The following is a 26512-nucleotide window of genomic DNA, read 5'->3' as shown; positions in this document are numbered from 1 at the left end:
GCCGACGGCGAGGCCGTCAACGCGACAGGTCGGGCCCTGCCTCTCGTACAGGGCCGTCATCGGGAAGCTCCGGTCCCGCGCTGTTCGGCTCTCGGGTCCTTCGACTCAACATCTGCTTGATCGGGCGCGGATGCCCGAGGAGTGCAGCAGTGATGTCGGGTCCAGCCGTCGGCGGTGACATGGGTGTGGTGGCGCCTCCGTCGGGACGCACCGCAGCCGAACTCGACAGATAGTCCAGCCAGCTCTGAGCCCTGGCAAGGGACCGTTCCTTGTTTTCGGTGTAGGTCGGCGGCCAGTCGATGCCGCCGGCTATCCGGGCCTGGATGTCGGCGGCCGTGACGAGTTGTTCCGCTACAAGTGCCGCGACGAACTCGTAGTCCTTTTCTCTACCGGCGATCGTCTTGGCCACACACAGATCCACCGGGTCCAGACACAGCCCGGCCCGGCCGTACAGGCTGGATGCGTCGTCGTCGACAACGAAGTGGACGAGCCGATTGTCCCAGTTCGTCGGCAGGACCACGACGTCCTTGTGGATACCTTCGACGTAGAAACCGAAGGCAGTGTGGAAAGGGGAGTCCTCGCCGAGCCGGGCATCGAGCAACAGAAGTTTGTCCTCGACCGAGGGCGGGTCCGTGATCCCACTCAACGGCAGGATATCGACTTCACGGGACAGGAAGGTCGCAGGGGGCAGCTCATCGGTATCGAAGCTACCGAGGATTGATTGAGAGCCGAGGACGATCACACGAGGCTCGTCGAGATTGGCGCACGCAGCTTTGATCGCGCGACCGAGTTCTTCCCGATTCACCGTGTCGTGCCGGCTTTGAACCGGGTTCCGAACTCGGTGAGCACGCGTCGGCGTTCGTCCTCGCTGAGCAGCACCGACAGCGGGGACAGATTCCGCATCTCCCGGCTGGTGTCATCGTCCGACTCAACGATCTTGCGGATACCGTCGATATCGTTGTCGCGGACGATCCTGTCCCAGCGATCGATGTAGCGGTCCATCAGCGGACTGCGGTTGACCTGTCGGCGGATCGTCTGGAGGCTGCGGCGCACGGGTTCGGTGTCGATCGAGATGCCGCTGGTCACGATCTTGTCCAGGACCGCGGACTGCACGAGCTGTTGACGCAGGGTCTTCGGCGTGACGACGCTCATCTGTCCCACCCCTACTCTGACTTCCCACACTCGGCCCTGGCCCTTCCCATGATAGGTGGACTGTACAGCCGTTTCATGTCCACCTCGGTGTGCCGAAGCAGGTCTGAGCTCCCCGCCGCCACAGGACACCGGAGCGTCCTTTCTCCGAATAGGAGCGCACATGGACTCCAACGCGCGCGAAGGCGAAGCCGTGGCCATTCTGGAGAGCGAGATGCTCAGACTCGTAGCGGCCACTTCCTCTACAGATTGATGGCACTCGCTGAGCGATCCAATCAGGCTCGCGCAGTCCTGCCCTCGGTTCCGGATCTGCCCGGCACGGCATAGCCATCACGATCAGCAACTGAGTGTTGCTTCCTGGCTGTGTTCGATACCCATCGCGGGAACAAACGCGGCCTCGTTGGTGTGGTCGGGTCGGCGTTCGATGTTGAGCATCTCGGCCACCGACCGGGGGTGACTGCTCATCGCAGCACCGATCGCATCGAGCAGTTCCTGACTGAGCTGGTTCAGGTTGACCGGAGACAGGGGAGGGGCGACTTCGTCGTCACCGTTGATCGGGCCGACCGCGGTGGCCAGACCCCGGCCGGCGGACTCGAGCACCGCCCCGATCCTGCCCAGATCCCCACGGTCCGTGGGTGCGGGCGCTTCGACCCGTTCGAGCTGGTCGGACACATCCGCTTCGTGGCCGTCGACCACCGGTTCGGTGCGTGCATCGGGGCCGCCGGGCGCGAGCGAACCGTCCGCGTCCTTGTCGAAGTTCATCTCTACGGTGTCGGCGTCGGCAGCGCGGGCGAAGGCTTCGGCCACTGAGGCCGGCACGTCCGCGGTGGGTTCGACCACCTCGAGGTGCTGGGCGGACAGGTCGGCGAGCTTGTCGAACGACGGCACACTCTTGGCCGCGACGTAGCTCAACGCGACCGCCGCAGCGGCGTCGAAGACACGCTTGTCGGCGTCCCGGTCGGCAGCCTGTCGCTCGGCAATGAGCCGGTCGATCTCGTCCGGGCGCATCTGCACCTGCACGTACCGCTGCTGTTCTTGCCGGTACTGCTGTGCTCGCAGCGCTTCGAGTCGCGCAGCATTCTCCTGCGCCAACCGCTCCCACCTGCGGGTGTTCTGCGCCTGCGCGCCCAGGTGTCGAGTGGTCGCTGCCGCTGCCAGAACCTGGATGGAGGTCTGCTGCGCGGGCTGTCCACGGAACGCACCGAGAACGTCGCGCATCGACTTCGGTGTGGGTGCCGGCCGGCCCTGAGCGCGTCGATTCTCCGCTGCACGGAGAAAACCCACGAGGTCGACAACGTCCTGGGTGGCCTGCGCCCTGGCCGGCCTGCGCTGCGGCACCGCCGGCACACCGGCCGGAGCCACGGTCTCCGAGAACGGCGGAATCGAGGCGTCGGTGGGGTGGGCCGACCGTCCGCGGTTGCGCAGAAACCGTCGCTTCTGGTCGTTGTCCGCCATCGTCCTTCTCCTTGTGCCATTCGGGGTCGGGGGTCGTAGCCGGCGGGCTTACAGTTCCCGTTCTGGACCGTTGTCGTGTTCGAGCGGGTCGCGGTCGATAGGGGCGTTCGCTGCCGAGGCCGCCTGTGTCCGTCGCGGCTCGTGGCCGCCGGTGAAGTCGGTTCCGCCGGCGTTGCGGCGGGCGAGTTCGGCGTCGATCTGGCCGAGGATGGTGCGTTCGGCGGTGATCGATTCTTCGAGTCGGGTGATGCGGTCGGTGATCCGGCCGAGGGCCCGCTCGTCGGTGGCGCGGGCGCGGGCCTTGGCAGCTTCGGCAGCCCGGTAGTGCTGGGCGCCGCGTTCGATCACGGCCCAGCGACGCTCGAGTGGTGCCACCTGTTCGGCTGCGGCCACGGCGGCGCGAGCGGCATCGATCTGCTGTTCGGTGGCCTGCGGGGAACGGGTCAGGGCGTCGAGGCGGGCGCGGGCATCGCGCACCGCCGCGATGTTGCGTTCGTCGATCTCGACCTGCGCCAGGGACCGTTCGACGGCTCCGAGAGCGGACGCCTCGCCTCGTGCCCGGTCGAGCTCGTCCTTGGCCAGCGACAGCAGCATCGCGTCTTCGGTGAGCCGGCCTTGGCTGAGCGCCCGTGCCGAATGCAGTTCGGCGTCGGTGTAGCGGGCGTACGGGCCGACCACCTCGTCGATGGTGTGTTCGGGTCGGTGCAACCGTTCGATGGTCGCGGTGAGGGCTGTCTTCCGGGCTTCGCGGATGTGTGCCATCGGGTCGTTCTCGTCGTCGGGTGCGTGGGCGAGCACCCGCGAGATCGCGATCTCCCGCACCGTGGACTCCCACAGGCGCACCCGACGGGGGTCCGTTCCCCGCTGGCCGACGGCGACGATCCACGGGGCGCTGCGTTCGAGTGCGGTGGTGGTGTAGGAGTCGATGAACGCGTGCATCTGCTGCTCGCACGAGCGGGCGTAGGCGGCGAGGATCGGATCCGCTTCGGCCGCGGCCTCGGTCAACGCGGGCACGCGGTAGGCGGCCACCGCGTCGGTGCGGCGGCGTGGCAGCTGCGCTGCGTCCTCGGCATCGATGCGCTCTTTCAGGGCGCGGGCGATGACCCGGCCGGGGGAGTTGCGGTCGGTGTCGATCCGGCCGGCCTTGCCTTCGGCGCTCATCACCGACGCTGCCTGGCGCAGCAGGGCCTCGGTGTCCCAGCCGAAGGTTTCCGACTGGGCGACGGAGGTGACGATCTGATCCCATCCGCCGAGGCTGTGCACCCAGCCGAACTGCTCGTCGGTGAGGATCCGGCTGAGCAGCTGCTCGGTGTAGTCCTCGTACAGCTCCCCGAGGGCCAACATGTAGCTGTTGGTGATCGTCGACCAGGACGCGGCCTTGCGCTGTTCGTCTTCGATCATCTGATGCACGGTGCGCTGCGAGCCGTCGCGGGCGATGATCTTCGCCAGCAGACCCATCGCGCCGGGATGCTCGTCGGGGTGATGTTCGAAATCCCAGTCGGGCAGCTCGTCGTGCGCGGCATAGACGATGTTGGTGTTCTTGCCGCGGCTGAGCGCCACGTACAGCGACTGCCGGTCCATGTTCGCCCCGGCGAGCACGTGGCAGCTTCCCACCGTCATGCCCTGCGAGCGGTGCACCGTGGTCGCGTACCCGAGTTGCACGTTGTCGGTGATGTAGTCGGCGGCGACGGTGACCTGGCCGCCGCTGATGTTGTTGCGCAGCCGCAGCGAGCCGTCGGTGCCGATTGCGGCCACGGTCCACAAATCGCCGTTCTTCACCCGACCGGCCTTCTTGCCGTCGGAGTCCTTCACGACGTACTTGGAATTGTTCTTCCGTGTGACCACCACGTCCCCGACCGCGGCCTCGAGACCGTCGGCCAGGACGATGCCGGGGCCGGTGACGGTGCCATTGGCGCGGTAGTAGGCGGCGGCCTTCTCGTTGAGCTGGCGCACCAGATCGTTGGTCGGGGCGACCATCAACGCAACCTGCCCGGCCTCGACATCGGCGACGTAGGCGGCGAAGACCAGATCGGCCAACTCGTGCGCCATGCCCTGCCGGATGCGATTGTTCTCGTCGTACCACTCGAGCACCGACACATCGCCCGTGCGCAACCGCAGGCTCGCCTCGGCCTCGCCGTCGGTGGCGAACCGGTGGACCTTGCGCAGGAACGGGGCATTGGTGCGATCGGCCAGATCCCGCAACACACCACCGGCTTCGACGGAGGCGAGCTGCTGCGGATCACCCAACAAACGCACCACCGCCCCGGCCTCGGTGGCGATGCGCGTCAGGTCCGCCAGGTCGCGGGCCGAGGCCATGCCCGCCTCGTCCACCAGCAGAAGATCACCCCTGCCGATGCCGGTCGGGATGCCGACACGGTGGCGGGTGAGCACATCGGCGATGGTGCGTCCCTCCACCGCAATCTCCTCCCCGAGCACCTCGGCGGCCCGGGCCGACGGCCCCAGGGCGATGACGTTGCCGTTGACCGCTTCCCAGGCCCGGGCGATCACGGTGGCCGCGGTGGTCTTGCCGGCACCGGCCGCACCGACCGCCACGGCCACACGCGTGCGGGCGGTGAGGAAGTGCGTGATCAGCGCGAGCTGATCGGCACCGAGCTCGTGCCCGTTCGCCTGCTCGATCCGGCGCAACGTGCGGCGGATGATCCGCTCGGCCACGGTGTGCACGTCGCCGATGTCGGCCTGCCGGCGCATGAAGTCCTCGGCGTCGAGAACCGACTGAGCGGTGTAGCGCATCTGCGCGCGATCGACCAGCAGACTGCGCCGCCGCCCCCGCTCGACGCGGTCGCTGATCCGCTCGGGCAGGTGGTATTCCTCGACGTCGACGGGCAGGCAGTAGTCGCGCAGGGCGAGTTCGAGCGCGTCATCGTGAATGACGTGCAGCTGCTCGTCATCGGCGAAACTGAACTCTCGCAGTCGCCTCTCGATCTCGGCGGTCACCGAGAACACCGTCCACGACCCGACCTTGTGCGAGAGCGTGTCGACGACCTCGTTCACCAGAATCGGCACCTGCTCGGGTGCCAGTTTCGGGCGGCGATCACGCGCACTGCGGACGGAGTCGACCAGCTCTGCGGGATTGTTCCCGGCGAGAATCGCCTCGGCCCGCTCACGCCATTCGGCCCGCAACTCGGCCAGGGAGCGGGGGGGATTCTTGGCGTTGCGGGTGTCGAGGGTGGCCTGTTGCGCGTGGGCGTACTGCACCTTCTTCGGCGGATTCTTGCCGTAGCGGGTCTTGTACTCGCGGGCCAGCTCTTCCTGGCGTGCCTCGATCGCCGCCCGGCGGGAGAACTCCTCGATGAGTGACAGAGGGATGCCGTCTACCTCGTAGACCGGTTGCTTGCCGACCGGCGTATCCGCTCTCGGGGCAAAGGTGACCCCGAGCTTGCGGGCCACCAGATCGGCCACCCGGGTGTTGTACTTCTCCGACGCCGCGACGTTCGCCTTGTAGAGAACCGAGCCGTCGATGGTGGTCCAGCGGCCCTCGGCATAGACACGATTGAGCACCGCGCTGTGGGTGTGCAGGTTCGGGTCCGCAGCGCGATTGTCGAAGTGATCGAACCGGGCGATCAACAGCCCTTCGGCCTTGATCTTGCGCTCGCCGCCCTTACCGCGGCGGGTGTAGATCACCTGATCTTCGATCCAGGCCAATGCTTCGTCCACGGCCTGCCTGTGCGCTTCTTCGACCGCGGCCTTGACCTTCTCGTCCCCGAGACCCCACAGCAACGAGATCGACTTCATCGGGGTGAACACCAGGTCGTAGCCGGCCACCGGCTGACGGGCCTTGTTGTACTGCTCGGCGACGAACGTCCAGATCTCGTCGTCACCGAGCAGGTCGGCGCGCTCACCGTTCGAGCGCTGCAGGTGCTTGCGGGCGGTGGCGAACTGGATCGCCTTCTTGGTCTCTGCATCCGGGTACTCGCCGTGCCGACCCTTGTACGCGCTGCACAGGTCCTCGACGTCGTTGACGTACTCCTGGCTGTTCTCGAACCACGAAAACGCCCGCCCGAGAGCGGTGCTTGCGGACCAGTCGAGGCGTTCTTGCAGGGGCGACCCCTTCCCCGGGCGGGTCGCGAAAGCATTTGGGGTACGGGCGGCGCCGAACACCGAACGCATCGCATCCTCGGTGACTTCGGTGCCGACCTCGACACCGACCTTCTTTGCCAACTTGCCGCACCACACCCCCGGTGGGGTGCCCTTGGCGACGTAATAGTCGACCGCATCCGCCTTGCGGGTCTCGGTCGCATCCCCAGCCGCGACATGCTTGGTCAGATAGACATAGCCGTCCCCCGCTTGGAGCTTGTGGACGGTCATCACGGGAGGTGATCATGCCACGTGGCAGCTTTAGTGCATGAGGTGTGTAGAAGTTTTGGGGCTGACCACAGGTCAGCCCCAACGTGCCCAGAACCTCGACGGTTCTGGGCACGTGACGGGACTGCCGACGGGGGCAATAGGGGAGGGGTCCGGCGGGAAGAGAGACCAGAGTTGTGAATTGACACGACGACACAGCTGCCGAGTGTGAAGCCGTCCGGAACCGCGGCGAGCCGATACACTCCCGGGCCATGGCCACGTCTTCGAAGGCGGCAGCGCGCCGCTCCCTGCGCCCGCACACCACCCCGAACGTGCGCGAGAACCTCCGGCGCGAGAAAGAGCGGTTCCTCGCACGCCAGGCCGAACTCGAATCGTTGGCAACTCCAATCCATGACGCGGCGGCGCAACTGGCGAAGCTCGACGCGGTGGTCGAATCACGCTCTGCGGCACCGCAGCGCAAGATCGAGCAGCTGGAGAAGGCACGAGATCGCCGCATCCAGAAAATCCAAGCGGAGTACGCCGCCAAGATCGAGGCGGTGCAGGCCGAAGCAGAGTCGGCCGGCGCGCACCTGACGCCGGAAGAGCAGGGGCAGGAGTCGTCGCTGCTGCGCAGGTACGCACTCGCGATCGTGGAGTTCAGCGAGAACGCGTCGGCCGCCGAACTTGCGCCGCTGCTCGGCGTCAGCCAGCGGGAGGCGAAGATGATCATCGAGCAGGCGAAGGACGACCTGGATGGCTCCGGCACTGCCGCCTCGCCCGCCACGGCCGCGCCGGCCCCGGCGCCTGTTGCCGACGACACGCAGCCGGTGACCGCGGCGTCATGACGTTGCGCCTGTCATGAGCGCCCCGGCGAGCCGTCGCTCGACTTCGGGTTCCCGGATGCCGAGGTCGGGTACGTCGCTCCAGAGCCGTCGGATCAACCGCGGCGGGTGCGGGTGGTGGACAACTCGTTGCAGTCGTCGACGGCGAACGTCGCAGCGTTCTGGGCGAAGGTCGTCAAGTCACCGACGTACTGGTACTGGGTCGGTGCGATCGGTGCGCCCGGGGGGTACGGACTTTTCAACTTCCAACGCGCGAATCGGCAACGAACGCTGCTGGTGCATCGCTTCTCGGTGGAGCTGATGCACGGACCTCTCGAGCCGAACGTGGTGTGCGAGCACAAGTGCAACGCGCCGTGGTGCGTGCGTGCGGGACACGATCACCACGTGCAGTGCACACAGCGAGAACGTGCGCTACGCGATCGTCCTCGGAAGGCTGTCTCGGGGCATTCGCTGCTCGACCAACAGAGACGCTCGCGGTACGAGCGGTCCCTGGCGATCGGTGACGCGCTGCGGGGCAGGTACGGCCAGGAGGCGTACGAGAAGGAGGCACTGCTGTGCGCCGAGACCGATCCCGGTGACGGGCAGGGCACTTCGCTTCGACGGCCGGTCGCCTCGGCAGGCCGCTCACGATCGATGGTTCACTGGTGGTCGTGGCGACCTCAGACGATGCCCGCCGGCGCGCCGAACAGCTGATGGCCGCGTTGCCCCCGCAGCAACACCAGGCGATGGTGGACGCGATCCGCGCCGACGGTGCGGCGGCGTGGCTCGACGACATGCTGGGCACCCCGGACCCTGTGGTCGGTGAGGCACCGGCCCGCCTTCGCGGCTTCCGGGTCCGGCTCGATCTGGTCGGTGCCAAGCCGCCGGTGTGGCGGCGCCTCGAGCTGCCCGGCGATCTGACCCTCGACCGGGTGCACGTGGTGATCCAGGCCGCGATGGGGTGGCTCGACGGCCACCTGCACCGCTTCCGCACCGGGAGCGATCCCCGGTCCCCGCACTTCGTCACCGCGTTCGACGTCGAGGACGGCGACGACGGCGTGCTCGAATCGACGGTCCGGCTCGATCAGCTGCTGACCGGCACCGGGGATCGCCTGTGGTACGAATACGACTTCGGTGACGGCTGGGACCACGTGCTTGCGGTGGAGGCGGTCCTCGACGAACCGCCCACCGCGGTGCGCTGTACTGCCGGTCGGATGGCCTGTCCGCCCGAGGATTGCGGGGGCATGTGGGGGTACGCGGAGCTGGCGGCGTGGGTGCGGGGCGGGTGCGACCCGTCGTCGGTCCCGCCGCCGTTCGACGACCTCGACCACGCTCGCGGCTGGCTGCCACTGGGCTGGCATCCCGACCGGTTCGATCCCGCCGACGCCACCGCCGCTGTTGCGGCGGCGATGGCCGCGCCGGTGCCGGTGGCCGAGGAGCTGGCGGCGCTGCGCGCCCACCTCGAACGCCACGGCGACCCGACGCTGACGCAGCTGTTGGCACGCTCGGCCGCGCACCCGGTGGTCGAGGTGGGCGAGGCCGACGCCGCACACCTGCTCGAGCCGTATCGCGTGCTGCTCGACCTGATCGGCGACGGGGTGCGGCTGACCAGCGCCGGCTACCTCCCGCCGACACTGGTCGAGCACCTCGCCGACCGGACCGGTCTGACCGGATGGTGGATCGGCAAGGCGAACCGCGAGGACCTGACCTGGCCGCTCGCCCAGCTGCGCACCAGCGCGCGAGCACTCGGTCTGCTCCGTGTCCGACACGGTCGGCTGACACCGACCACGCTCGCCCGTCGACACCGGGACCGGCCCCTGGCGCTGTGGCAGCACATCGTGTCCCGGCTGCCGGTGGGCAGGACCGAGTTCGACCGGCACGCCGGCTGGTCGGCCCTGGCGGTCGTCGCCAGCGGCCTCCCGGCCGAACACTGGCACACCGAGATCCGCGCTGTGCTGCTGGCACTGGGGTGGCGCGTCGACGGCCGCCCGTCGCTCGCTCCGGCCGTCGCCAGCCCCACCCTCGACGTCCTCGAACTTCTCGCGGGCACCACCCGCCACGGCCGACTCACCGGTCCCCGTCCCGCGGTCGCTGCCACCGCCCGCACGGTGATCGGCCCCTGACCCCCAGGACACCGTCCACGGATGGGCTTATCGGTACGGCCGGGTCACGCGTGCCGCAGGGGTGCGCACCAGCGTCGTCCCCGTGGTGAGCAGTGGCCGCCACCCTCCCCCTGCACAAGCTAAAACATTGATTGCCGCATATACTTGTATGTGCTGGTAGACGACAAAAGGGCGGAGGAGATGGACGCGGCATCCCATGCCCTCTCGGACGCCCTGCACCTGCTGCGGCGCACCGATACCCGCATCGTGGCGGGCTCGTTGGACGGTCTGGACCTGGTCCTCCCCGACGGCCGTGAGGTCGCCGCGCACGTCACGGTGCAGCCGCGACCCCCCACCCCACACCTCCTCGCGAAGCTCCGCAGCAAGCATCCCGAGTCCCGCCTGCTGGTGGTGACCCCCCGCACCACCGCGCACCTGCGGGCTCTCGCCCACGACGGCGCGGTCGATGTGATCGCACCCGACGAAGAGCTGCTCATCGTCCTCGGCACCCGCTACGACGTACCGGCCCCCGCACCGGCGCCGACCCCGCCCGTCCGCCCCGGCCGCGGCCGCAAACCGTGGATCCGATGGGCGACCGAGCGGGCGCTGCTGCTGGCCGAGCACCCGATAACCCAGCCGAACCTGGCCGCCGCCCTCAAGGTCACCCAGCAGGCCGTCTCCCTGGCGGTGCGGCAGAGCCGGCACCTGCACCGCAGATCCGGCGGATGGATCGCCGAGCCCCGCAGCGAACTGCTCGACGAGCACCTGACCGAATATCCCGGCCCCGGCGGCGCCTCGACGTACTGGTACGGGCTCGATCCGGTGCTCCGGCAGGCCACCGACGCGGCCCGATTCTGTTCGGAGATCGGCGTTCCTGTGCTGCAGAGCGGCGACGTGGCCGCCGATGTGTACGCGCCGTGGCGGCTGCCGACCCGGGCGGTGCTCTACGTCCCGCAGTTCCTCGACTTCACCGCGGCCGGGTTCACTCCCGCGACCGCCGGCGCACACACCCTCGAGGTGATCGTCCCCGCCGATCCGACGCTGTGGCGCACCGCCCGTATGGTGTCCGACGCGCCGGTGATCCTGGTCGATCCGGTGATCGCGACGCACGATGTGCTACGCAGCTCCGGACCCGACGCCCGCGATGCCGCCGGGCACCTGCGCAGAGCGATCGAGGAGGGCACCTTCCGTGGCTGAGGTACACCTCCTCGCAGCGTCGAACGCCGCCGATCGGGGCCTGCGCGCGTTGGCGGATCTCGCCGCCGCCGCCCACGGCAGCAACTACCGGGTCATCGGCGGGCACATGGTGCACCTTCTCGGCCGGGTCTACCCCACCGCCGAACAGAGTGCCCGCGTCACCGCCGACGCCGATGCCGGCATGGACCCCGTGGTCGCCGCCGGCGCCGACCTGCACGAAGCCCTCGTGCGACGCGGGTACCGCCGCGTGCGGGGCAACCACTACGAAGCATCCTCGGGCTCCGAGGGAACCCTGGCCGTCGACCTGCTGGTGCCCAGCACCAGCGGCCGACGGTGGGAGAGGGTCGAGCACGACGGTCGCGGTTTCGATGCCATACCCGGGCTGCATTTGGCCCTGTCGTCCGAGCCGCTCGAGGTGCGGGTCCATGCGCGCTTGACCACCGACGACACGGTGGTCTTCGACGTGCCGGTCCCCGACGTCGAGGCGGCCGTCGTCCTCAAGGCGCTCGCCTGGCGCTCTCGCCTCGCCGCGAAGGACGTCGGGGACCTGTGTGCACTGATGACGATCGTGTTCGAGCACCGCAACGACCTGGCCGGGTGGAAGCTCGACACCGTCCGGAAAGGCGCGCGAGGCGACGCCGCTCGCGCGCTCTACGATCTCGTCGCGATGATCGAGCGGCACCAGCAGATCGAGGGACTGACGATGGTGCCGGCCCGGCTCGCCGCCCTGATCCGGCGCTACGTCGCCGATCCGGCCACACCACCGGCGCCCGGCTCCCTCGGCCCATACGGATCGAACACCTAAGTCATCCAGTAGGATTCGAACACGCCCGAAGGACGTAACAGACGACTCGCCCCCTTGTCTGCGGCGTCGACAGCCCCTCCTCGGCGGGCGACATCGATCCTGGGCGACGGTGCACCGAACCCCGACCACGGCCACCGGCGGGGTTCCGGCCTCGAGCTGGACCACTGAATTCCGTGCACCTCGATCAGAAGCCGAGGCCACGGCCTTGCTGGTGGGTGCGACCGGGTTCGGTGACGACGGCGTTCGTGGGGTCTCCATCAGGTGAGGGTGCGCTGTCGACCATCGCTCGTGGTGATCGGGGGTGGCCGAGGGTCGCGGCGGCAAGGGCGCGCAGATCGACGCCGTGGTCGATGATCGGACCGACGGGCAGCGGGTCGCCGGCGTCGATGATCGCCATGTCGAGTACTTCGCGCATCAGGCGGGTGTCGCCGGTCTGCATGTACTCGAAGCGCCCCCAGACGAATTGCTCGCGGAGGTCTCCGAGCAGAGGGTTGTGGGTGAGGTCGGCTTTCTTGACGGCGATGAAGCGGTCGGTGTGAAGGGTGTAGCCGGCCTCGGTGCACAGCTGCCGGAAGAACGCGAATTGGCTTCGGGTGTTGCCCTCGCGAAAGCTGTGAACGTGATTGATCCGCACCCACACTTTCGTCAGCTCGTCGAGGAACTGTTCTCGTCCGAGTCCGCGGAGGTTGTCCTTGGCGGCGATGCGATCGAGAACCAGGGCGCTGGCCTCGGGGACGTCGCGGGCCTTGAAGTACGAATGCGGGATCTCGGTGACCCGGCGCTGACCGTTGCGCACGGCCGCGACGTCCGGCCCCATCTTGACCATCGGCCAGTCCCGTGGTGCGGTGCGCAGTTGCCCGGCCCAGGGGTAGACGTCCTGGAACAGGTGGTGATGGATGCGTTGGAAGTGTGGCAGGTCGAACCGGCCGGGGATCGGATCGTCGGCCAGCTCCTGCATGCGCATGTAGCTGATGACGCCTTCGGTGCGGTGCAGCAGGTCGGCGTCGGGGATGCCGTGCGGCCATTTGTCCGATCGCAGGACCAGGCTTTTCATCACGGCGCGGCTGGTGTCGGGCATTCCGTCCGGGTGCCAGTCGACCGTGTCGGGGATGAAGTAGTCGAGCCATTCGCGGGAGTAGCGCGGGGCCATGTCAGTCGATCTCGTAGCCGGCTTCGCGAGCCATGATCTTGGTGACTTCGTCGATGGTCGTGGTGCCTTGGATCAGTTCGACCAGCAGTTCCTTGTCGGCGTCGCTCATCTCGCGGCCTTCGATGGCCATGATCGGTTCCATCGCGGCGACGGCGGCGCGGGCTTCGGCTTCGGTCTTGCGTGGTGTCACAGGTTCCCCCTGGTCGGTGGTGTGGTGGGGCAGGACCGTCGGGTCCTGCCCCACCGGTGGTGTCGAGGCTGGAGACGCGGTCAGACGGCGCGGCCGTCTTCCTCGTATCCACCTCCGTATTCGGCTTCGTACTGCCGTGTCGGGTCGATGTGCTGCTGCTGTTGCGGCCGCGTGCCGTGGGGATTGAACTTGTGCAGTGGGCGAACGTCGCCTGCGGCACGCAATCCGTGGGCGAGCGTGTCATCGAGCTCGAAGGTGCCGGTGGCGGCGCTGATCGTCTCGGTCGGCTCCACGATCGCGTCGGCGGGTTCGACCACCGCGGCGGTCGGTTCCACCGTCGTGGGGGACGCGGCGTTGTCGCGGCGTTCGCGGCGGTCGATGCCGACCTGGTGAATCGCCTCGCGGGGGATCTGCCGGTCGGCGGCGAACTGTTCGACCACGCGGATGCCGAGGCTGAATGCCTCGCCTCGGGTGTTGACCGCGTCGCGGTCGAGCGCGCCGTCCCCGTCCCAGGCTTCGAGGTGCCATTGCCGATCGTCCCAGTACACCCGGGCACCGGGCCGGCCGGTGCCGGTGTCGAAGCCGTACTGCCAGAGCGCTTCGGTCTCGTCGAGAGCCACCCACGGGTCGGCCTTGCGGTTCGCGTCGCGCTGCTCGGCGCCGTCGAGCCATTCCTGCCGGGCGGCGGCCATGCGGGCCGGGACCGAGGCGATGAGGTCTTCTTTGCTCATGCTGTGTTCTGCGGCCCAGGCATCGGTGGGGTTCAGGTCGAGGGTCCACTGCGGGTACTGCCCGTCCGCGGCCCGGCGCTCGCGTTCTTCGCGGGCTCGGCGCAGTGCGTCGGGGGAGTTCTCGCGGGCGTTGACCTCGAGCCGCAGCTCTTCGGCCCGCAGTTTCGCGGCCTCGAGTTCGGCCGTGGCGGTGAACTCGAGTTCCGGTTCGGCCTCGGCGTCGGCGAGCCGGCCCCGGTTGTGTTCGATCCGCGCTTCGATGACCGGCAGCTGTCGGGTGGCCTTCTCGGCGAGATTGCGGAGGGTGGTCAGCATCCCCTGCGCCCCACTGGTTTTCTCGACCGCGTTGAGGAACCGGTCGCGGTCGTACCAGGCGATCTCCTCGCCAACGGAGATGTAGAACTGGCCGAGGACCTGGGTGTAGCCGAGTTCGAGGGGCACGCCGCCTATGGCCCCGAAGACCACCTCGTCGTTGCTGCGGGTCACCTCCTCCTCGAGTCGGATCAACGAGCTTCGCAGCGCGTCGGCCAGGTCGGCGGTTTCCGAGTCGGGGATCGCGGCGTGGGGGAAGTTCCAGATCTTCGTGGCGCGGTCGTCGATGCTGTTCCAGGCGGCGAGCTTGTCGACCGTGGCGCGGACGTCGGGCAGCCGGGTCTCGTCGGTGGTGATGGACTTGCTCAAGGCCCGGATCGCGGCGCTGCGGGCGGCGTTGGCGCCCTGGACGGCGTCGCGGCGGGCTTCGAGTTCGGCGACTTGCTGGTCGGCTTCGACCTGTTGGACGAAGACCGGATCGCCGGTGGCGGCGGCCTTGCTCTGTGCCCATGAGACGGTCAGGTCGCCGCCGAGGTCTTCCATCGTGGGGGGCACGTCGGCCTTGCGGATCATGGCGACGAAGTTCGATTTGCGGGCCACGTACTGGTACATCATCGCGTCGTAGGAGCGGCGGGCCACGAGGTTGACCACGCTGACGGTCTCGTGGACGTTGCCCTGGCGGATGATGCGGCCGAGGCGTTGTTTGAACCATCCCGGGTCTCATGCACACACTGTCATTTGTGTGCGACCGGTTGATCGGCACCGTGTTCAGCGTAGTACTTGGCTTCGTACTCGGCCGGTGGGATCCGCCCGAGACGATGCATGAGCCGGCCGGTGTTATACCAATGCACCCACGCCGAGGTGGCCTCCTCGACGTCACCGATGGTGCGCAGCGGCCCCTTGCGGAACGGGGAATCATCGGCGACGCACTCGGCCTTGTAGAGCCCGATCGTCGTCTCCGCGAGGGCGTTGTCGTAGGCGTCACCTACCGACCCGATCGACGGCCGAAGTCCTTGCAGGAACAGGGTTTCCCCGAAGCGCAGAGCCGTATATTGAGAGCCCGCATCCGAGTGGTGAATAGTCCTCTCGCGCAACGGATTGCCTTGCATCGACCGCAGCATGCAGGCCTGATTCACCGCCCGCTCTACGAACGCGGTTTCCTTCGACGTCGACACCTCCCAACCGACGATCGTGCCGGCGAACGCATCGATCACGAACGCGGTGTACGCGAAGCAGGGCACCATCCGCACGTACGTGAAGTCGGCGACATAGAGCGCATCGGGCCGGTCGACCCGGAAGTTCCGGTCGACCAGGTCCGGTGGCCGCGGCGCCGACGGCTCCGCGATCGTGGTGCGGACCCTCTTCGCCCGGGTGGCGCCGCGCCACCCGCCCACGCGCATCAGCCGCTCCACGGTGCAGCGGGCCACCTCGATGCCCTGACGCCGCAGGTGGGCCCACATCTTCAGCGAGCCGTACAACGACTCCGGTTTGCGTCTGCCGTACTCGTCCCGCTCGACGTAGTACGAGGCCAGCACCGCGGTGATGGTGGCGTCCCACAAGGCGCGCTTCGACAGCGGGCGCGCCAGCCAGGCGTAGAAGGTTCTCGGGGCGATCGTGCACCCGTGCTCGGTGAGCACGCGGCAGATCGGTACGACCCCGAACTGATCGCGGTGTTCGGCGATGAATCGGCAGATCACTTGCGTGGCGGGTCGCACTCCCGCGCGAAGAAAGATGTTGCGGCTTTGAGTATTTCGATGGTCTTTTCGAGCTCGGCGTTCTTCCGGCGCAATGCCCGCAGTTCGATCTCCGCCTCGGACGCCGACGCGGCATGGGTGCCGTCACCCGCCGCTTCGGCCTTGCGGACCCACACCCGTACGGTCTCCGTCTTCAGTGACATCCGTTCGGCGATTGTGCGGATCGCCTCGTACTCCGAGGCGTAGTCACCACGGTGCTCGAGGACCAGGCGCACGGCCTTCTCCCGTACCTCGGCTGGATAGACATTCGGCATAAGGTTCACCTTCCCAAGAAAGAAGGTGTGCATCAAACCCGGGACGATTCAGTTCCATGTCGGCGGCGGTCCACGCCGGGTCGAGGTTGATCATCTGCTTGAGTGCCCGTTGGACGTTCAGGCCGGTGCCGCCCTTCTTGGTGGAGGTGAGCAGCACCCGGATTCGCCCGTCCGCACACGCTTCGACCAGCCTCGCTTTGGCTTTGGGGCCCTCGTAGTCGTGCATGAACGCGATTTCGTCGGGCTGCATTCCCCGGGTCACCAGGGCGTCGCGCAGCTCGGTGTAGAGGTTGCGTGCCTTGGGGCCGGCTCCGGCCTTGGGGGTGCCGCGGTCGCAGAACACCAGCTGGAACACCCCGGTCATCTCGGGGCCGTACTTGTCGGCCGGGATGTGCAGGTCGGCGTGGTCGCGGTGGACCTGCCAGATCAGATCGGCGGCGTGTTCGATGCGGCTGTGCTCGGGCTCGGGGCGCCCAGGTTCGCCAGCGCGGGATACATCGTCAGATTCCGCCCGTCGGTGGCGATCTTGAGGCTGTTGTCCAGGTCCATCCGATCACCCTGAATCTGGGACATACGCACATCGAGGTCGGCCATCGCGTCGAGGGCGTCGGGGCCCAGGTCGAACTCGACGATCTGCGGCGTGCCGCCGTCGAGGGTGGGCAGGCGCACCGGGATGCGATCGGCGGTCACCACGTCGCGGAACTGGTCGAACATCGCCACCAGCTGGGGGACGTTGGCGTATTCGGCCATGCGGGTGCGCATCTGGATGCGGGTGGCGGTGGTGTTCATCTCCGCCACCGACACCGGCTTGGCGAAGGTGCCCGCCCAGTTGTCGATGCGCCCGAGGCCGGCGGCGTGCAGCAGGTCCGGGCGCAGGTACTTGGTCATCACCCAGATCTCCGACAGCGAGTTGGTGATCGGGGTGCCCGTGGCGAACGCGATCGCTTTGGCCGGCGCGTGCGGCATCCCCTGCTCGGCGTTGCGAGCGCGGGCCTGCTCGCGCAGATACTTGGCTTTCATCTCCAGGTCGGTGGCGCGTTGGGAGCCGGTCGGGACCGCCAGGTCGGCGCTGTTGGACGGGCGGGTGAGGTTCTTGTAGTCGTGGGCCTCGTCGACGAACAGGAAATCGCAGCCCGATTGCTCGAAGGTCAGCCCGTCGTCGGTGGCCTTGGCGTCGATGATCTTCTCGATGCGGCCTTCGGCGGCCTTGATCGCGTTCTCGATCTGCTTGACCGTGAACTCCGCTCCTTGGCTGTTGGCGGCGTCGAGAGCCTGCCGTAGTTCGGAGATTTCGCTGTCGAGGTATTCGATCTGCGCTTCGCGGCGCATGGCGATCTTGCCGAACACCGACTGCGGCACGATCACCAGATCCCAGTCGCCGACGGCGCTCTGCCCGACGAAGCGTTGCCGGTCATCGCGGCCGTCGAGTTCGGAGGCGACGAGGATGTTCGCGTTCGGGTAGGCGTCGCGGGCCTCGACCGACCACTGCGCGAGCAGGTGGTTGGGCACCACGATCCACGGTTGGCGGATCTGCCCGAGACGTGTGGCTTCCATGCACGAGGCGGTGATCGTCAGGGTCTTGCCGGCCCCGACCACGTGGTCGAGCAGGATCGTCTCGTCGTGCAGGAACCGCTGCACCGCGGCGGCCTGATAGTCGTAGGGCGTGTACTTCGGATTCAGGCCGGGGAAAGACTTGCTGCGTCCGTCGTGGACCGGCTTGACGAACGAGTTGTAGCGCTCGTTGAAGGTGGCGGCCAGGCGCAGATAGCGGTCACCGTCCTCCCACAGCCACTTCTCGAACCGCTCGGCCAGCGCACCAGCGGAGGCGTGGGCCTGTTCGGTGAGCTTGACGTGGAACCGCGGCTTGGGGGAGCGCTCGAGCTCGTCGGCGGTCTTGGTCACCTGGATGGGTTTGTTGTTGGCGAGCAGCTCGAACATCTTCACCCCGGGGAGCCGGCCGGTGCCGTACTTGTCGGGATAGCCGCTGGAGAACTCGTGGCGGCTTTTCTGGTCGGTGGAGATCTCCCAGCTGCCGCTGACCTTGTCGTGCTCGACGGTGAGCCGGTCCGGGCGCAGCCCGAACTCGTGGATCAGGAACGCGCGATAGTCCTCGATCGGCACCCAGGTCGCGCCGATGCGCACCCCGATGTCGGCGGGGTCCACATCCGCCGGCACCACCGATTCGAGGGCCTGCACCAGCGGGGCGTAGCGGGGGTCCTGGTTGGCCTTGACCCGGGCGAGGGCGAGCTTGTCGCGGACCTGCCCGGACAACGCGACGGTGGCGAGTTCCCACTGGTCATCGGCGTGCAGGGACGGATAGATCCGGCCCTGGGCCTGGTCGAGGGCGTCCTCGACGGACAGGTTCAGCAGCTCGGCGACCCGGTGCGGGGCGATGTGTCCGAGCTCGTCGAAGCAGATCGCCAACGCCTCGTCGAGGTCGGCGGCGCCGGTGGCCTTGTCCTTGAACGGGGTGGTGTCCTCGGTGAAGATCGCCGTCTTGGTCGCCACCGCCTCGCTGCCGTCGAAGCGCGACTGGAAGTTCTCGATCGCCAGCACCATGCCCAGGCGCGGGTCGCGGGCGATCGCGCCCTGCAGATGCGCGGAATACCGCCGCGGCTGTGGCTGCTCGGCCGCCTTCTCGCGCAGCTCCTCGTACACCTCGTCGGGAATCGATCCGGTGTACGGTCCGGCATCCTTCGGGTCGAGGCCGTCGGCAATAGCCTCGTCGCGGCCGGTCTCGAGCCGCCACTCGGTGATCGCCTTGTCCAGGCGAGCGGCGATCTTCGCCTCCGACAGCGGGGTCGGGTCGGTGAGCTTGAACCGGTTCAGCGGCCCCCACCGGCGCACATAGCCGTCGTAGAGCGAGTTCAGCCGGCCCCGGATCACGTCACGGTCGGCGACGGTATGCGTGCGGGAGCGGCTGGCCTCGGACAGCTCCATCACCGTCTCCCCGAGAGCGATGAGCACCTTCCACTGCCGCGCCAGGTCCTTGCCGCGGCAGCCGGCCTCGGCCCAGCCCCGGCCGAGGGTGAACTGCTCGAAGCGATTCTCGGTCTCGTTGAATCGCATCGCGCCGGGCAGCACCTCGTTGGAGTCGAGACCTGTTCCGGTGCGCAGCCCCGGCGTGGTGAACGCTTCTACCCCCGCCGGATCGGGGGCCGGGGCGGTGAACCCGAGACCGCGGGCGACGGCCCGGTCGATGAGCGGATCGAGCTGGGTGCGCAGCTGCTCGGCCAGGGCGGCGCCGGTGTGCGCGGTGACCCGCAGCGAGCCCCCGGCATACATGCCGCCGCCGACGGTGAGGGTGCCCAGCACCCGCTCCGGGTACTTCGCGAAGTACGGGTTGATCCAGGTCCGGGCCTGTTCACCGGTCTTGGCGTCGACTGCTTCGACCTGCACGGCGGGCTGTGCCCATTCGAGGGTGTCCTCGGTGGGGGTGGCTCCGTCCTCGCGGCGGCGGAAGATGAGCACGTCGGTGACCACGTCGGTGCCGGCCTGCCGGTCGAACGCGCCGGTGGGCAGACGCACCGCACCGATCAGATCACCTGTCGCGGTGATCACGGCGCGTTGTTCGGCGCGGCGGGCATCCGAGGTGAACATGCTCGTCACCACGGCGACGTAGCCCCCGGGGGCGGTCAGCGCGAGGGATTTGGCGATGAAGTGGTTGTGGATCGCCAGACCCTCGGCATTGTGGATCGGATCGACGGGCGCGAACTTGCCGAACGGGACGTTGCCGATCGCCCCGGTGAAGGTGCCGGCGGGGGCGAAGTTGCGTTCGAAGCCGTGGTTGCGGATCTGCTGCGAGGGATACAGGTAGTGCGCGATCTTCGCGCTGATCGGCTCGATCTCGACGCCGACCATGCGCACCGTCTCCGGGGCGGTGCCGACGAAATGACCGGCCCCGCAGCCCGGTTCGAGCAACAGCGCACCGTCGGGCAGTCCGGCCCGCGCCGCCGCCCGCCACAGTTCGGCGACGATCGCCGGGTCGGTGTAGTGGGCGTTGAGGGTGGTCTGGCGGGCCTGGGCGAAGCCCTTGTCCCCGAGCAGATCGAGCAGTTCGGCGTGCTCGTCGCCCCACTGCGCGAGGATCTTCGCGCGGTTGTCGAAGACCTCCGGGATCGCTCCCCAGCCGGACCACTGCGCCAGCACCGCCTGCTCGGCGGCGGTGGCCGGTCGCTGCTGTTCGTCGAGCCGGCGCACCAGGCGCAGGGCGGCGATGTTCGCCCGCGCCCGGGCCTTCGCCCCGGACGGGACCAGCACCTCGGTACCGAGGGTGAAGTCCTGCGCCGCCGCGGTCGGCGGTGCAGGACGCACCACCGGGGTCTCGACCTGCGGGGCGGTCTGCGCGGCCGCGGCGCCGGTCTCCGGTTCGGCCTGGTCACCACCGGTGTCCGGGGTAGGAGCGGTGACCTCCGCGACAGTCTCGGATAGCTCGGCCGCGGCAGTGGCGTCGCTTTGCGGCTGCTCAACGGCGGTCTGCGGTTCGGCGGACACATCGGCAGCGGCGTACTGGGCGGCGGTGGCCGGGGAGAGGTAGACGTATCCGCCGGATTCCTTGCGGGCCTTGACCAGACCGCCGTTTCGCCACAGGGGGCTGGTCAGTGGCTCGCCGTATTCGGTGTCGGGAACGACCAGCTCGTCGGTGTCCGCAACCGGTTCGGTCTGCGCCGGCACTGAGGCCGGCTCGGCGGCAGCCTCCGGTTCCGGTTCCGGTTCGGGCGCGGGGGTGGGTGCGGTGGTCGGTCCGATGTGGCCGAGCATCGGACGATCGGTGAGCACCCACGAGGTCGCAGCCGTGTCGGTGCCGGCCGGGTGAGGGTCCGACGGCTCGGTGGGAGCCGATTCGACCGCTTCGAAGATCACCGCGCCTGTGTCCTCGACCGCAGGCGTTAAGACTCGGGGGGACGGCGGGGCCTCCTCACCGACCTGCGGTTGCTCGGTCTCGATGGTCGGTTGGTCGTGGGTATCCACCTCGGCTTCAGCCTCGGTGCCGGTGTCGAGTTCGGCCTCGACGCCGGTGGTGCGCTCTGGGTCGAGCTGTTCGGCCTGGGGGTCGGCGGCGAGGACGGCGCGGGCGTCGGCGATCGCGTCCCGCATCGTCAGCTCGGGACGGGACTGACGATCGACGTAGGTAATGTGGTCACTGCTGTTCGGTGCCCACCCAGAGCGGATCGTGACGTGCCGGCCGTCAGGATCACCAACGACCACATCTCCCGCCCCGGCGAAGGTCAGGTCGGTGGAGGTGAGGCTGTACAGGTCGTCCCCTGCGGCCCGAATGTCGCGCAGCACCGTCGGGTCCACGTCGTGACCGAGGGTCCACTCCAGATCGATCCCGAGGGATTCGAGCAGGTCGACCTCGGCCGGGACAGCGCTGCGCAGCTGCTCGATGATGCCGCTACGCACGTCCTCGAGGAGCGAGTGGGCGGCAACGAAGGTGCCGGACTCGTCGTACTTCCACAGCAGATCCGACCGGGCCGCAGCGTGGTAGAACTCGTTGTTCCGGGCGTAGGCGATCGCCCTGGTCACCACGGTGGTGCGGGCCTGGGCGTAGGGCCGGTAGATGCGTTCGATCCACTCCGGGATCGGCTTGGTGCGGGCGTCGAGCAGCGCACCGATCGCCACCCGCGGATTGTGGCCGGCGGTGGTGGACGTGCCGCCGCCGTCGAGGGTGTATGCCCACCCGTGAATCGAGTAGTGCTGCACCCTCGATTCCACATAGTCCCGCAAGCGGAGTTGGCGGAATTCGCCGGTCGCGACGAACCCGGCGGAGACATCCGATGCCTCGGGTTGCGGCAGGTTCGGGATGATGTTTCCGCGCAGCTCGGCAGCCAGACGCTCGGGGGGAATGCCCGCGGTGGCTTTGATCAGATCGGGGCGTTCCTCGGCCATGACCGCGAAGGCGGTCTCGATACCGAACTCGATCAGATCGGTGCGGGTCCACATCGGCAGACCGGCCCACGACCCGACCAGCGGGTCGCGGCGCAGCTGCAGGGTCATCCACGCCGTCCACTCCCCGGCGGTGTCCTGGTCCCAGGTCAGCTCGGGTCCGTGGAGGCGGTCCCATTCGGCGTAGGCCCGCTCGTACAGCTCGGCCGGCAGCGGGTGGTATTCGAGCAGAACTTTCGCTGCGGCCTGCCGCAGCGGTGAGCCGGCGCGGGCGGCCTCGGCGATCAGGGTCTTGGCGTCGTCGCGGGCGACGGCAGGCAGGTAGTCCGGACGCCGACCCTCAACCTTGGCGATGAGCCTCGGGGCGACGGCGACCTCGGCGATCAAGGCCTGGCGCTGCGCGGCGGTGGCCTCACGGCGTCCCTGCTCGACACCGGCGAACCACTGGGCGCGGATCTCGTCGCGGGCCTTGCGGCCGCGCACCGCCTCGAGCGCGGCAGCGACCTGCGGGTCGGTGTCCGGCTGCGGCAGCGTCAGCGGATCGTCGGGGTCGTAGGCGGCCCGGCCCCGCGCCCACCACTGCTCGACCTCGACCGTGGCGGCCCGGTCGATGCCGTCCAGCACCGCATCGACGTGGTCACTGCGCTGCTCGACAGTGTCGAGCTCGGCCGGTTCCTGCGCCTCGAGAACGACTTGGGTGGTGTCGAGGAAGTCCTCGGCGACGGCGCGGTCCTCGCGGGCGCGGGCGTCGACGATCGTGTCGGTCACCTCGGCGGTGACCGGATGCTGCACCGGCTCGCCGGTGCGGGCCTGCCAGTACGCCTCGGCGGCGCGGTGACCGAGTTCGCCCCAGCGTTTCGGATCCGCCAGGATCGACCGGCACACCACGAACATCTCGTCGGTCAGCGAGGCACGGTCGGTCATCAGATCGGCCAGCGCGACCTGGGCCTTGACCTTGAAATGCCCGTCGGCCCAGGAAAAGAACTGCGCCGCCGTGTTGACCTCGAGGTTCACGGCAACATCGACCTCGGCATCCGGTTCGGCGAGACGCTCGAGCAAACGACGCTCGACCTCGGCCACCGGATCGATCACCGGCTGCGGAGTCTCGGCCGGGGGCGGCTCAAGCGCCGGGGCAGTGTCCGGCGCGGCCGGCCCGGCCGGTGTCGCGGCCGGGAGGAACATCGGCCCCGCGGGACGGTCGGGGAACTGTGCCTGCGGAATGTTGCCAGCCAGCAGCGACGCGATCAGATCGTGGGCCTGGCCTTTGGTGATGCCGTCTTCGACGACGAACGGCACGTCCGTCTCGCGGGCAAGGCGTTCGAGGGCCCGCAACTGGCGGGCGGTGGCGGGGTGTTCACGCCAGGCCGGTTGCGCAGAAGCGACCTCACCCACCACCGGCCTGGGGACGCCCTCCGGGTCGATCCCCAGAACGTGCAGCTCACTGCGCAGCTGATTCTCCCGGCCACGCAGCTCCCACCATTGCCCACGGAGACGTTCGAGGTGCTCGGTCAACGCAGCGACTCGCTGACCGTTGATGTCGACGCCACGGCCCAGTCCGCGTTCCTGCGCGGTCGCCAGAGCCTTCCTGGCCTCGGCCAGACGATCAACGAGCTTCTCGCCCTGTTTACGCAGGCCAAACAGTTCGTCGCGGACCTGCGCCCACTGTGCCTGGATCAGAACGGCAGATCCGGGTCCTGCGGCGGGTTGCGCCGCATCTCGTCCTCGATCATCGCCGCCAGCTCGTCCGCCAACGGATCGCGGGAGGTCATCGGCACCGGCAGGTTGTCCTCGATCCGCTGCGCGATCAGCGCCTCCGCCAGCGACAGGAACCATCCCGGCTTCGACACCCACACCCTTTCCACGACTCGACCCGCGGTCGGGTTCGGCCGAACGTTCCGCGTCCGCCACCGACCGGGATCCTGCGCTGCCCGGGCTGCCTCCCAGCGTTCCTCGATCCGCTGATCGAGCCCCACCTCGAACTCCTCCTGCGCTGCCCGAATCTCCGGCGTCACCTGCGGATACAGCTCGCCCTCCAGCACCATCTCCCGCGCTGCCCGCCACGCTGTTGCCTTGGCCTGCACCGCGTCCCAGTACGTCGCGTCCGGGGTCGTCAGGGTCGCCTGCTCGAACTGCTCGGCCGCGTCCTCGGTCATCTGCTGCAGACGCAGCGCTTCCCGGTCGATCCGCTCCTGCTCGGTCGCCGGATCGATCCCCAGCCACTCGACCAGAATCCGCCTGGTCTCGGCCGCGATCGTCAGGTCGATCCCCTCGACCTGCACCCTGAAATCCTCGCTCTGCGGAGCCATTTCGTCCTCCCTGATCCTCTGTCCCGAACGTGTCCTGGTTGGCGTTCTCGTCCGCCACGCGACCTCCTCGACTGCGCCCGACCCTGGGCGGAGCTCCCCCCGAATCCGGGAACATTTCAAGATCAATTCTACTCGAGCACTGTACTCGAAATACGTCCTGAACTGCGATTACCCGTTGTTCCACTAGCCGGTCCGTGATGCCCGCGGGGCAGCCGCCGCGACCGCCACCACGACGATCAGCGGAAGAACGAGAAGCCCTCCGACGCCGGCCGCCACCGCCCGACCCGGGCGACCGTACCGGCGATACGACCGGTGCGCACAGACGAGCGCGGCCACGATTCCGAGCACATTGAAGATGAGCAGCACAACCATGCGATCCCCCTACCTCGGTGGGCGCGACAGGCCCATCCGCCGTCTCGTCGTCCAGCTGTGCCTACACCACGGCGCCGACAACGCCGCGGTCCGCACAACGTCCGCAGGCCGGCAGAGCCCGTCTCGATTGCTCGCTGTCGCCACCGGCTGCCATCATGGGGGGGTACAGCGGACCGGATCGAGACGGAAGGGAGCACGCCGTGACCACACACGATGTTCGGGCACTGGTCGCACGGTGGCGTGCGCTGCCCACCGAGGAGAAGGTCTATCGGCGGCGCGCCGCCGTGGTCGATCACGTGATCCACAGCATGGCGATGGAAGGCGAGCCGGTCTCCGACCGGTGGATCGAGCAGGCACGGCAGCGTCAGCGGGCCGTGCTGGGCTCGCACTGATCGTGCACGCACGGACCCGCGCAGCAGCGGTGGCCCGTGGGTGAGCCGCCGGAGCCGGTCGATACCGGCAGCACCCGCCAGTTCGAGACACTGTTCGGCACGAAGACCTACCACGAGGTCGCCGATCTGATCGCCGAGCCACTACGCCGGCTGCTCGACGAGGTGGCCTCCGGTCGCTTCGCCGACGAGGCGATGGACGTGGATTTGCTCCGCGAGTTCCATCGCCGGATCCTGATCGACGTGATGCCCGACATCGCCGGCCGGTGGCGCACCAAGCCGGTCCGGGTGGGAGGCCACTATCCGCCGGAACACATCCACGTGGACCGACAGATGCGGGAGCTGTTCCACAGCTTCACCGGCCGGCTCGACTACTGCGCCGACGACGTCGAGCTTCAACTCGAAGCCCTCGCCTACCTGGAGGCTCAGGCACTGCACGTGCATCCGTTCGAGGATTTCAACGGTAGAGCGGTGAGGGCGATGGTCGCCGAAGCGATGCGGCGGCTGGACTTTCCCGTCCTCGAACTCAGCGTCGAACGCGACACCACCCAACATGCCCGATATGTGACGGCGCTGCGGGAATGGGATCAGCACAGGTCGCTGACCCTGCTGTGCGAATTCTGGCGGGACGTTCGTTTCGCATCACTGGACGATCAGGACTGAGGGCCCTGCCCGCGACGCAGCGTCGATCCGGGGGAGCAGGTGCCGCCCGTGAGCTCCGGTCGAAGATGCTGGACACGCACGCACAGCAGAGATCCGAGCGAGTACGAACGCGGCTGTGCTGCGAGCTGGGGCCGAGGACCTCGACCACAAGCGAAACAAGCGCTTACCGAGTGCGCAGACCCGAGGCGGCGGTGTCGAACTGGAGGCTCGGCCCACGGCGACGCAAGGTTGCATGCGTGGCGTGCATGCAATGCACGCATGTTTCCGGCAGCGTACGTCGATCCATCGTGTCGGGGACACCGCCACCCTCCCAGTACGTGGAGGATCCAGTTCCGTCAGCGCAAGCGCCGACGGAACTCCGGACGGAAGACGACAAGAGCCGGCCCGCACTGTGCCACCCCCTGCACGGCGCAGTCCGACCCGGCCGCCCTGCAGTGTCGCGCGCTCGGTCAAGATCGGCCTGAGATGGAACCGAGAAGCCCCGCCGGAGAGAGTTTGGGGCAACTCCGAGGGCCTCGATCACCGCGCAGGGGTATGACGGTGACGCGAAAACCTTACCGAAACAGACAACGGCGCCGTGAGGTTCCCTGCCCATACCTGTCTGCTACCGGCCGTCACAGGAGTCGAACCATCATGCCCACGCGACGCTGCAAGCTCGTCCCGCCAGTCCCCGT

The 26512-nt window shown here is 68.3% G+C and carries 18 protein-coding genes and 1 other annotated feature; of the genes, 7 read left to right on the top strand and 11 right to left on the bottom strand.

Features of this window, described 5'->3' with window-relative positions:
* Window positions 1-16: 16 nt before the first annotated feature.
* The 4 genes from AIIKEEIJ_RS31295 to mobF form a co-directional block, all read right to left on the bottom strand.
* Window positions 17-805, bottom strand: a complete 789-nt coding sequence (locus AIIKEEIJ_RS31295; protein ID WP_029540258.1) for a hypothetical protein — start codon at window positions 803-805, stop codon at window positions 17-19.
* Window positions 802-1152 (bottom strand): hypothetical protein, encoded by a 351-nt coding sequence (locus AIIKEEIJ_RS31290; protein ID WP_029547237.1) that lies wholly within the window; start codon window positions 1150-1152, stop codon window positions 802-804. Before AIIKEEIJ_RS31290 ends, AIIKEEIJ_RS31295 begins: the two co-directional genes overlap by 4 nt.
* Before the next feature lie 333 nt (window positions 1153-1485).
* Window positions 1486-2604: a hypothetical protein gene (locus AIIKEEIJ_RS31285; protein ID WP_161996040.1), complete on the bottom strand. Its 1119-nt coding sequence runs from the start codon at window positions 2602-2604 to the stop codon at window positions 1486-1488.
* A gap of 48 nt (window positions 2605-2652) precedes the next feature.
* Window positions 2653-6930: a MobF family relaxase gene (gene mobF / locus AIIKEEIJ_RS31280; RefSeq protein WP_161996041.1), complete on the bottom strand. Its 4278-nt coding sequence runs from the start codon at window positions 6928-6930 to the stop codon at window positions 2653-2655.
* Window positions 6931-7178: 248 nt separating this feature from the next.
* Between mobF and AIIKEEIJ_RS31275 the strand changes: the two genes are divergently transcribed.
* From AIIKEEIJ_RS31275 to AIIKEEIJ_RS31255, 5 genes are all read left to right on the top strand, one after another.
* Window positions 7179-7751 carry a hypothetical protein gene (locus AIIKEEIJ_RS31275; protein WP_161996042.1) on the top strand — a complete coding sequence of 191 codons (573 nt, stop codon included), beginning with the start codon at window positions 7179-7181 and terminating at the stop codon, window positions 7749-7751.
* 114 nt (window positions 7752-7865) lie between these two features.
* Window positions 7866-8441: a hypothetical protein gene (locus AIIKEEIJ_RS31270; RefSeq protein WP_238406402.1), complete on the top strand. Its 576-nt coding sequence runs from the start codon at window positions 7866-7868 to the stop codon at window positions 8439-8441.
* Entirely contained in the window at window positions 8399-9850 is a 1452-nt protein-coding gene (locus AIIKEEIJ_RS31265; RefSeq protein WP_338020964.1) for a plasmid pRiA4b ORF-3 family protein, read from the top strand. The genes AIIKEEIJ_RS31270 and AIIKEEIJ_RS31265 overlap by 43 nt, the downstream gene beginning before the upstream one ends.
* A gap of 180 nt (window positions 9851-10030) precedes the next feature.
* Complete coding sequence (locus tag AIIKEEIJ_RS31260; protein WP_161996043.1) at window positions 10031-11026, top strand: hypothetical protein; 996 nt, start codon at window positions 10031-10033, stop codon at window positions 11024-11026.
* Window positions 11019-11831 (top strand): hypothetical protein, encoded by an 813-nt coding sequence (locus AIIKEEIJ_RS31255; protein ID WP_161996044.1) that lies wholly within the window; start codon window positions 11019-11021, stop codon window positions 11829-11831. The genes AIIKEEIJ_RS31260 and AIIKEEIJ_RS31255 overlap by 8 nt, the downstream gene beginning before the upstream one ends.
* A 184-nt stretch (window positions 11832-12015) precedes the next feature.
* Here AIIKEEIJ_RS31255 and AIIKEEIJ_RS31250 read toward each other — a convergent pair whose 3' ends face one another.
* From AIIKEEIJ_RS31250 to AIIKEEIJ_RS31225, 7 genes are all read right to left on the bottom strand, one after another.
* Entirely contained in the window at window positions 12016-12981 is a 966-nt protein-coding gene (locus AIIKEEIJ_RS31250) for a Fic family protein (RefSeq protein ID WP_238406408.1), read from the bottom strand.
* Window position 12982: 1 nt separating this feature from the next.
* Window positions 12983-13171, bottom strand: coding sequence for a hypothetical protein (locus tag AIIKEEIJ_RS31245; RefSeq protein WP_029547296.1), 189 nt, complete (start codon window positions 13169-13171; stop codon window positions 12983-12985).
* Window positions 13172-13251: 80 nt separating this feature from the next.
* Window positions 13252-14865: a hypothetical protein gene (locus AIIKEEIJ_RS31240; protein WP_238406410.1), complete on the bottom strand. Its 1614-nt coding sequence runs from the start codon at window positions 14863-14865 to the stop codon at window positions 13252-13254.
* An 83-nt stretch (window positions 14866-14948) separates the two neighbouring features.
* A protein-coding gene (locus tag AIIKEEIJ_RS31235; protein WP_119699219.1) for an IS3 family transposase occupies window positions 14949-16222 on the bottom strand; the annotation gives its coding sequence in 2 pieces (ribosomal slippage) (window positions 14949-15946 and window positions 15946-16222; 1275 coding nt in all).
* Window positions 15819-15950, bottom strand: a sequence feature (AL1L pseudoknot). Its footprint overlaps the gene before it by 132 nt.
* Complete coding sequence (locus AIIKEEIJ_RS33440; protein ID WP_238406411.1) at window positions 16155-16586, bottom strand: hypothetical protein; 432 nt, start codon at window positions 16584-16586, stop codon at window positions 16155-16157. The genes AIIKEEIJ_RS31235 and AIIKEEIJ_RS33440 overlap by 68 nt, the downstream gene beginning before the upstream one ends.
* Before the next feature lie 62 nt (window positions 16587-16648).
* Window positions 16649-23620, bottom strand: a complete 6972-nt coding sequence (locus AIIKEEIJ_RS31230; protein ID WP_238406413.1) for a DEAD/DEAH box helicase family protein — start codon at window positions 23618-23620, stop codon at window positions 16649-16651.
* 161 nt (window positions 23621-23781) lie between these two features.
* Window positions 23782-24414 carry a hypothetical protein gene (locus AIIKEEIJ_RS31225; protein WP_161996045.1) on the bottom strand — a complete coding sequence of 211 codons (633 nt, stop codon included), beginning with the start codon at window positions 24412-24414 and terminating at the stop codon, window positions 23782-23784.
* Window positions 24415-24986: 572 nt separating this feature from the next.
* Here AIIKEEIJ_RS31225 and AIIKEEIJ_RS31220 point away from each other — a divergent pair.
* Window positions 24987-25178, top strand: a complete 192-nt coding sequence (locus AIIKEEIJ_RS31220) for a hypothetical protein (protein WP_017682291.1) — start codon at window positions 24987-24989, stop codon at window positions 25176-25178.
* Window positions 25179-25214: 36 nt separating this feature from the next.
* Entirely contained in the window at window positions 25215-25838 is a 624-nt protein-coding gene (locus tag AIIKEEIJ_RS31215) for a Fic family protein (RefSeq protein WP_161996046.1), read from the top strand.
* Window positions 25839-26512 lie beyond the last annotated feature (674 nt).

It is taken from the genome of Rhodococcus sp. YH1 (genome assembly GCF_009939605.1).
GTDB classification, from domain to species: domain Bacteria; phylum Actinomycetota; class Actinomycetes; order Mycobacteriales; family Mycobacteriaceae; genus Rhodococcus; species Rhodococcus aetherivorans.
Note: the sequence above shows the minus strand (reverse complement) of the source record. Positions and strands in the feature narration are given on the sequence as shown.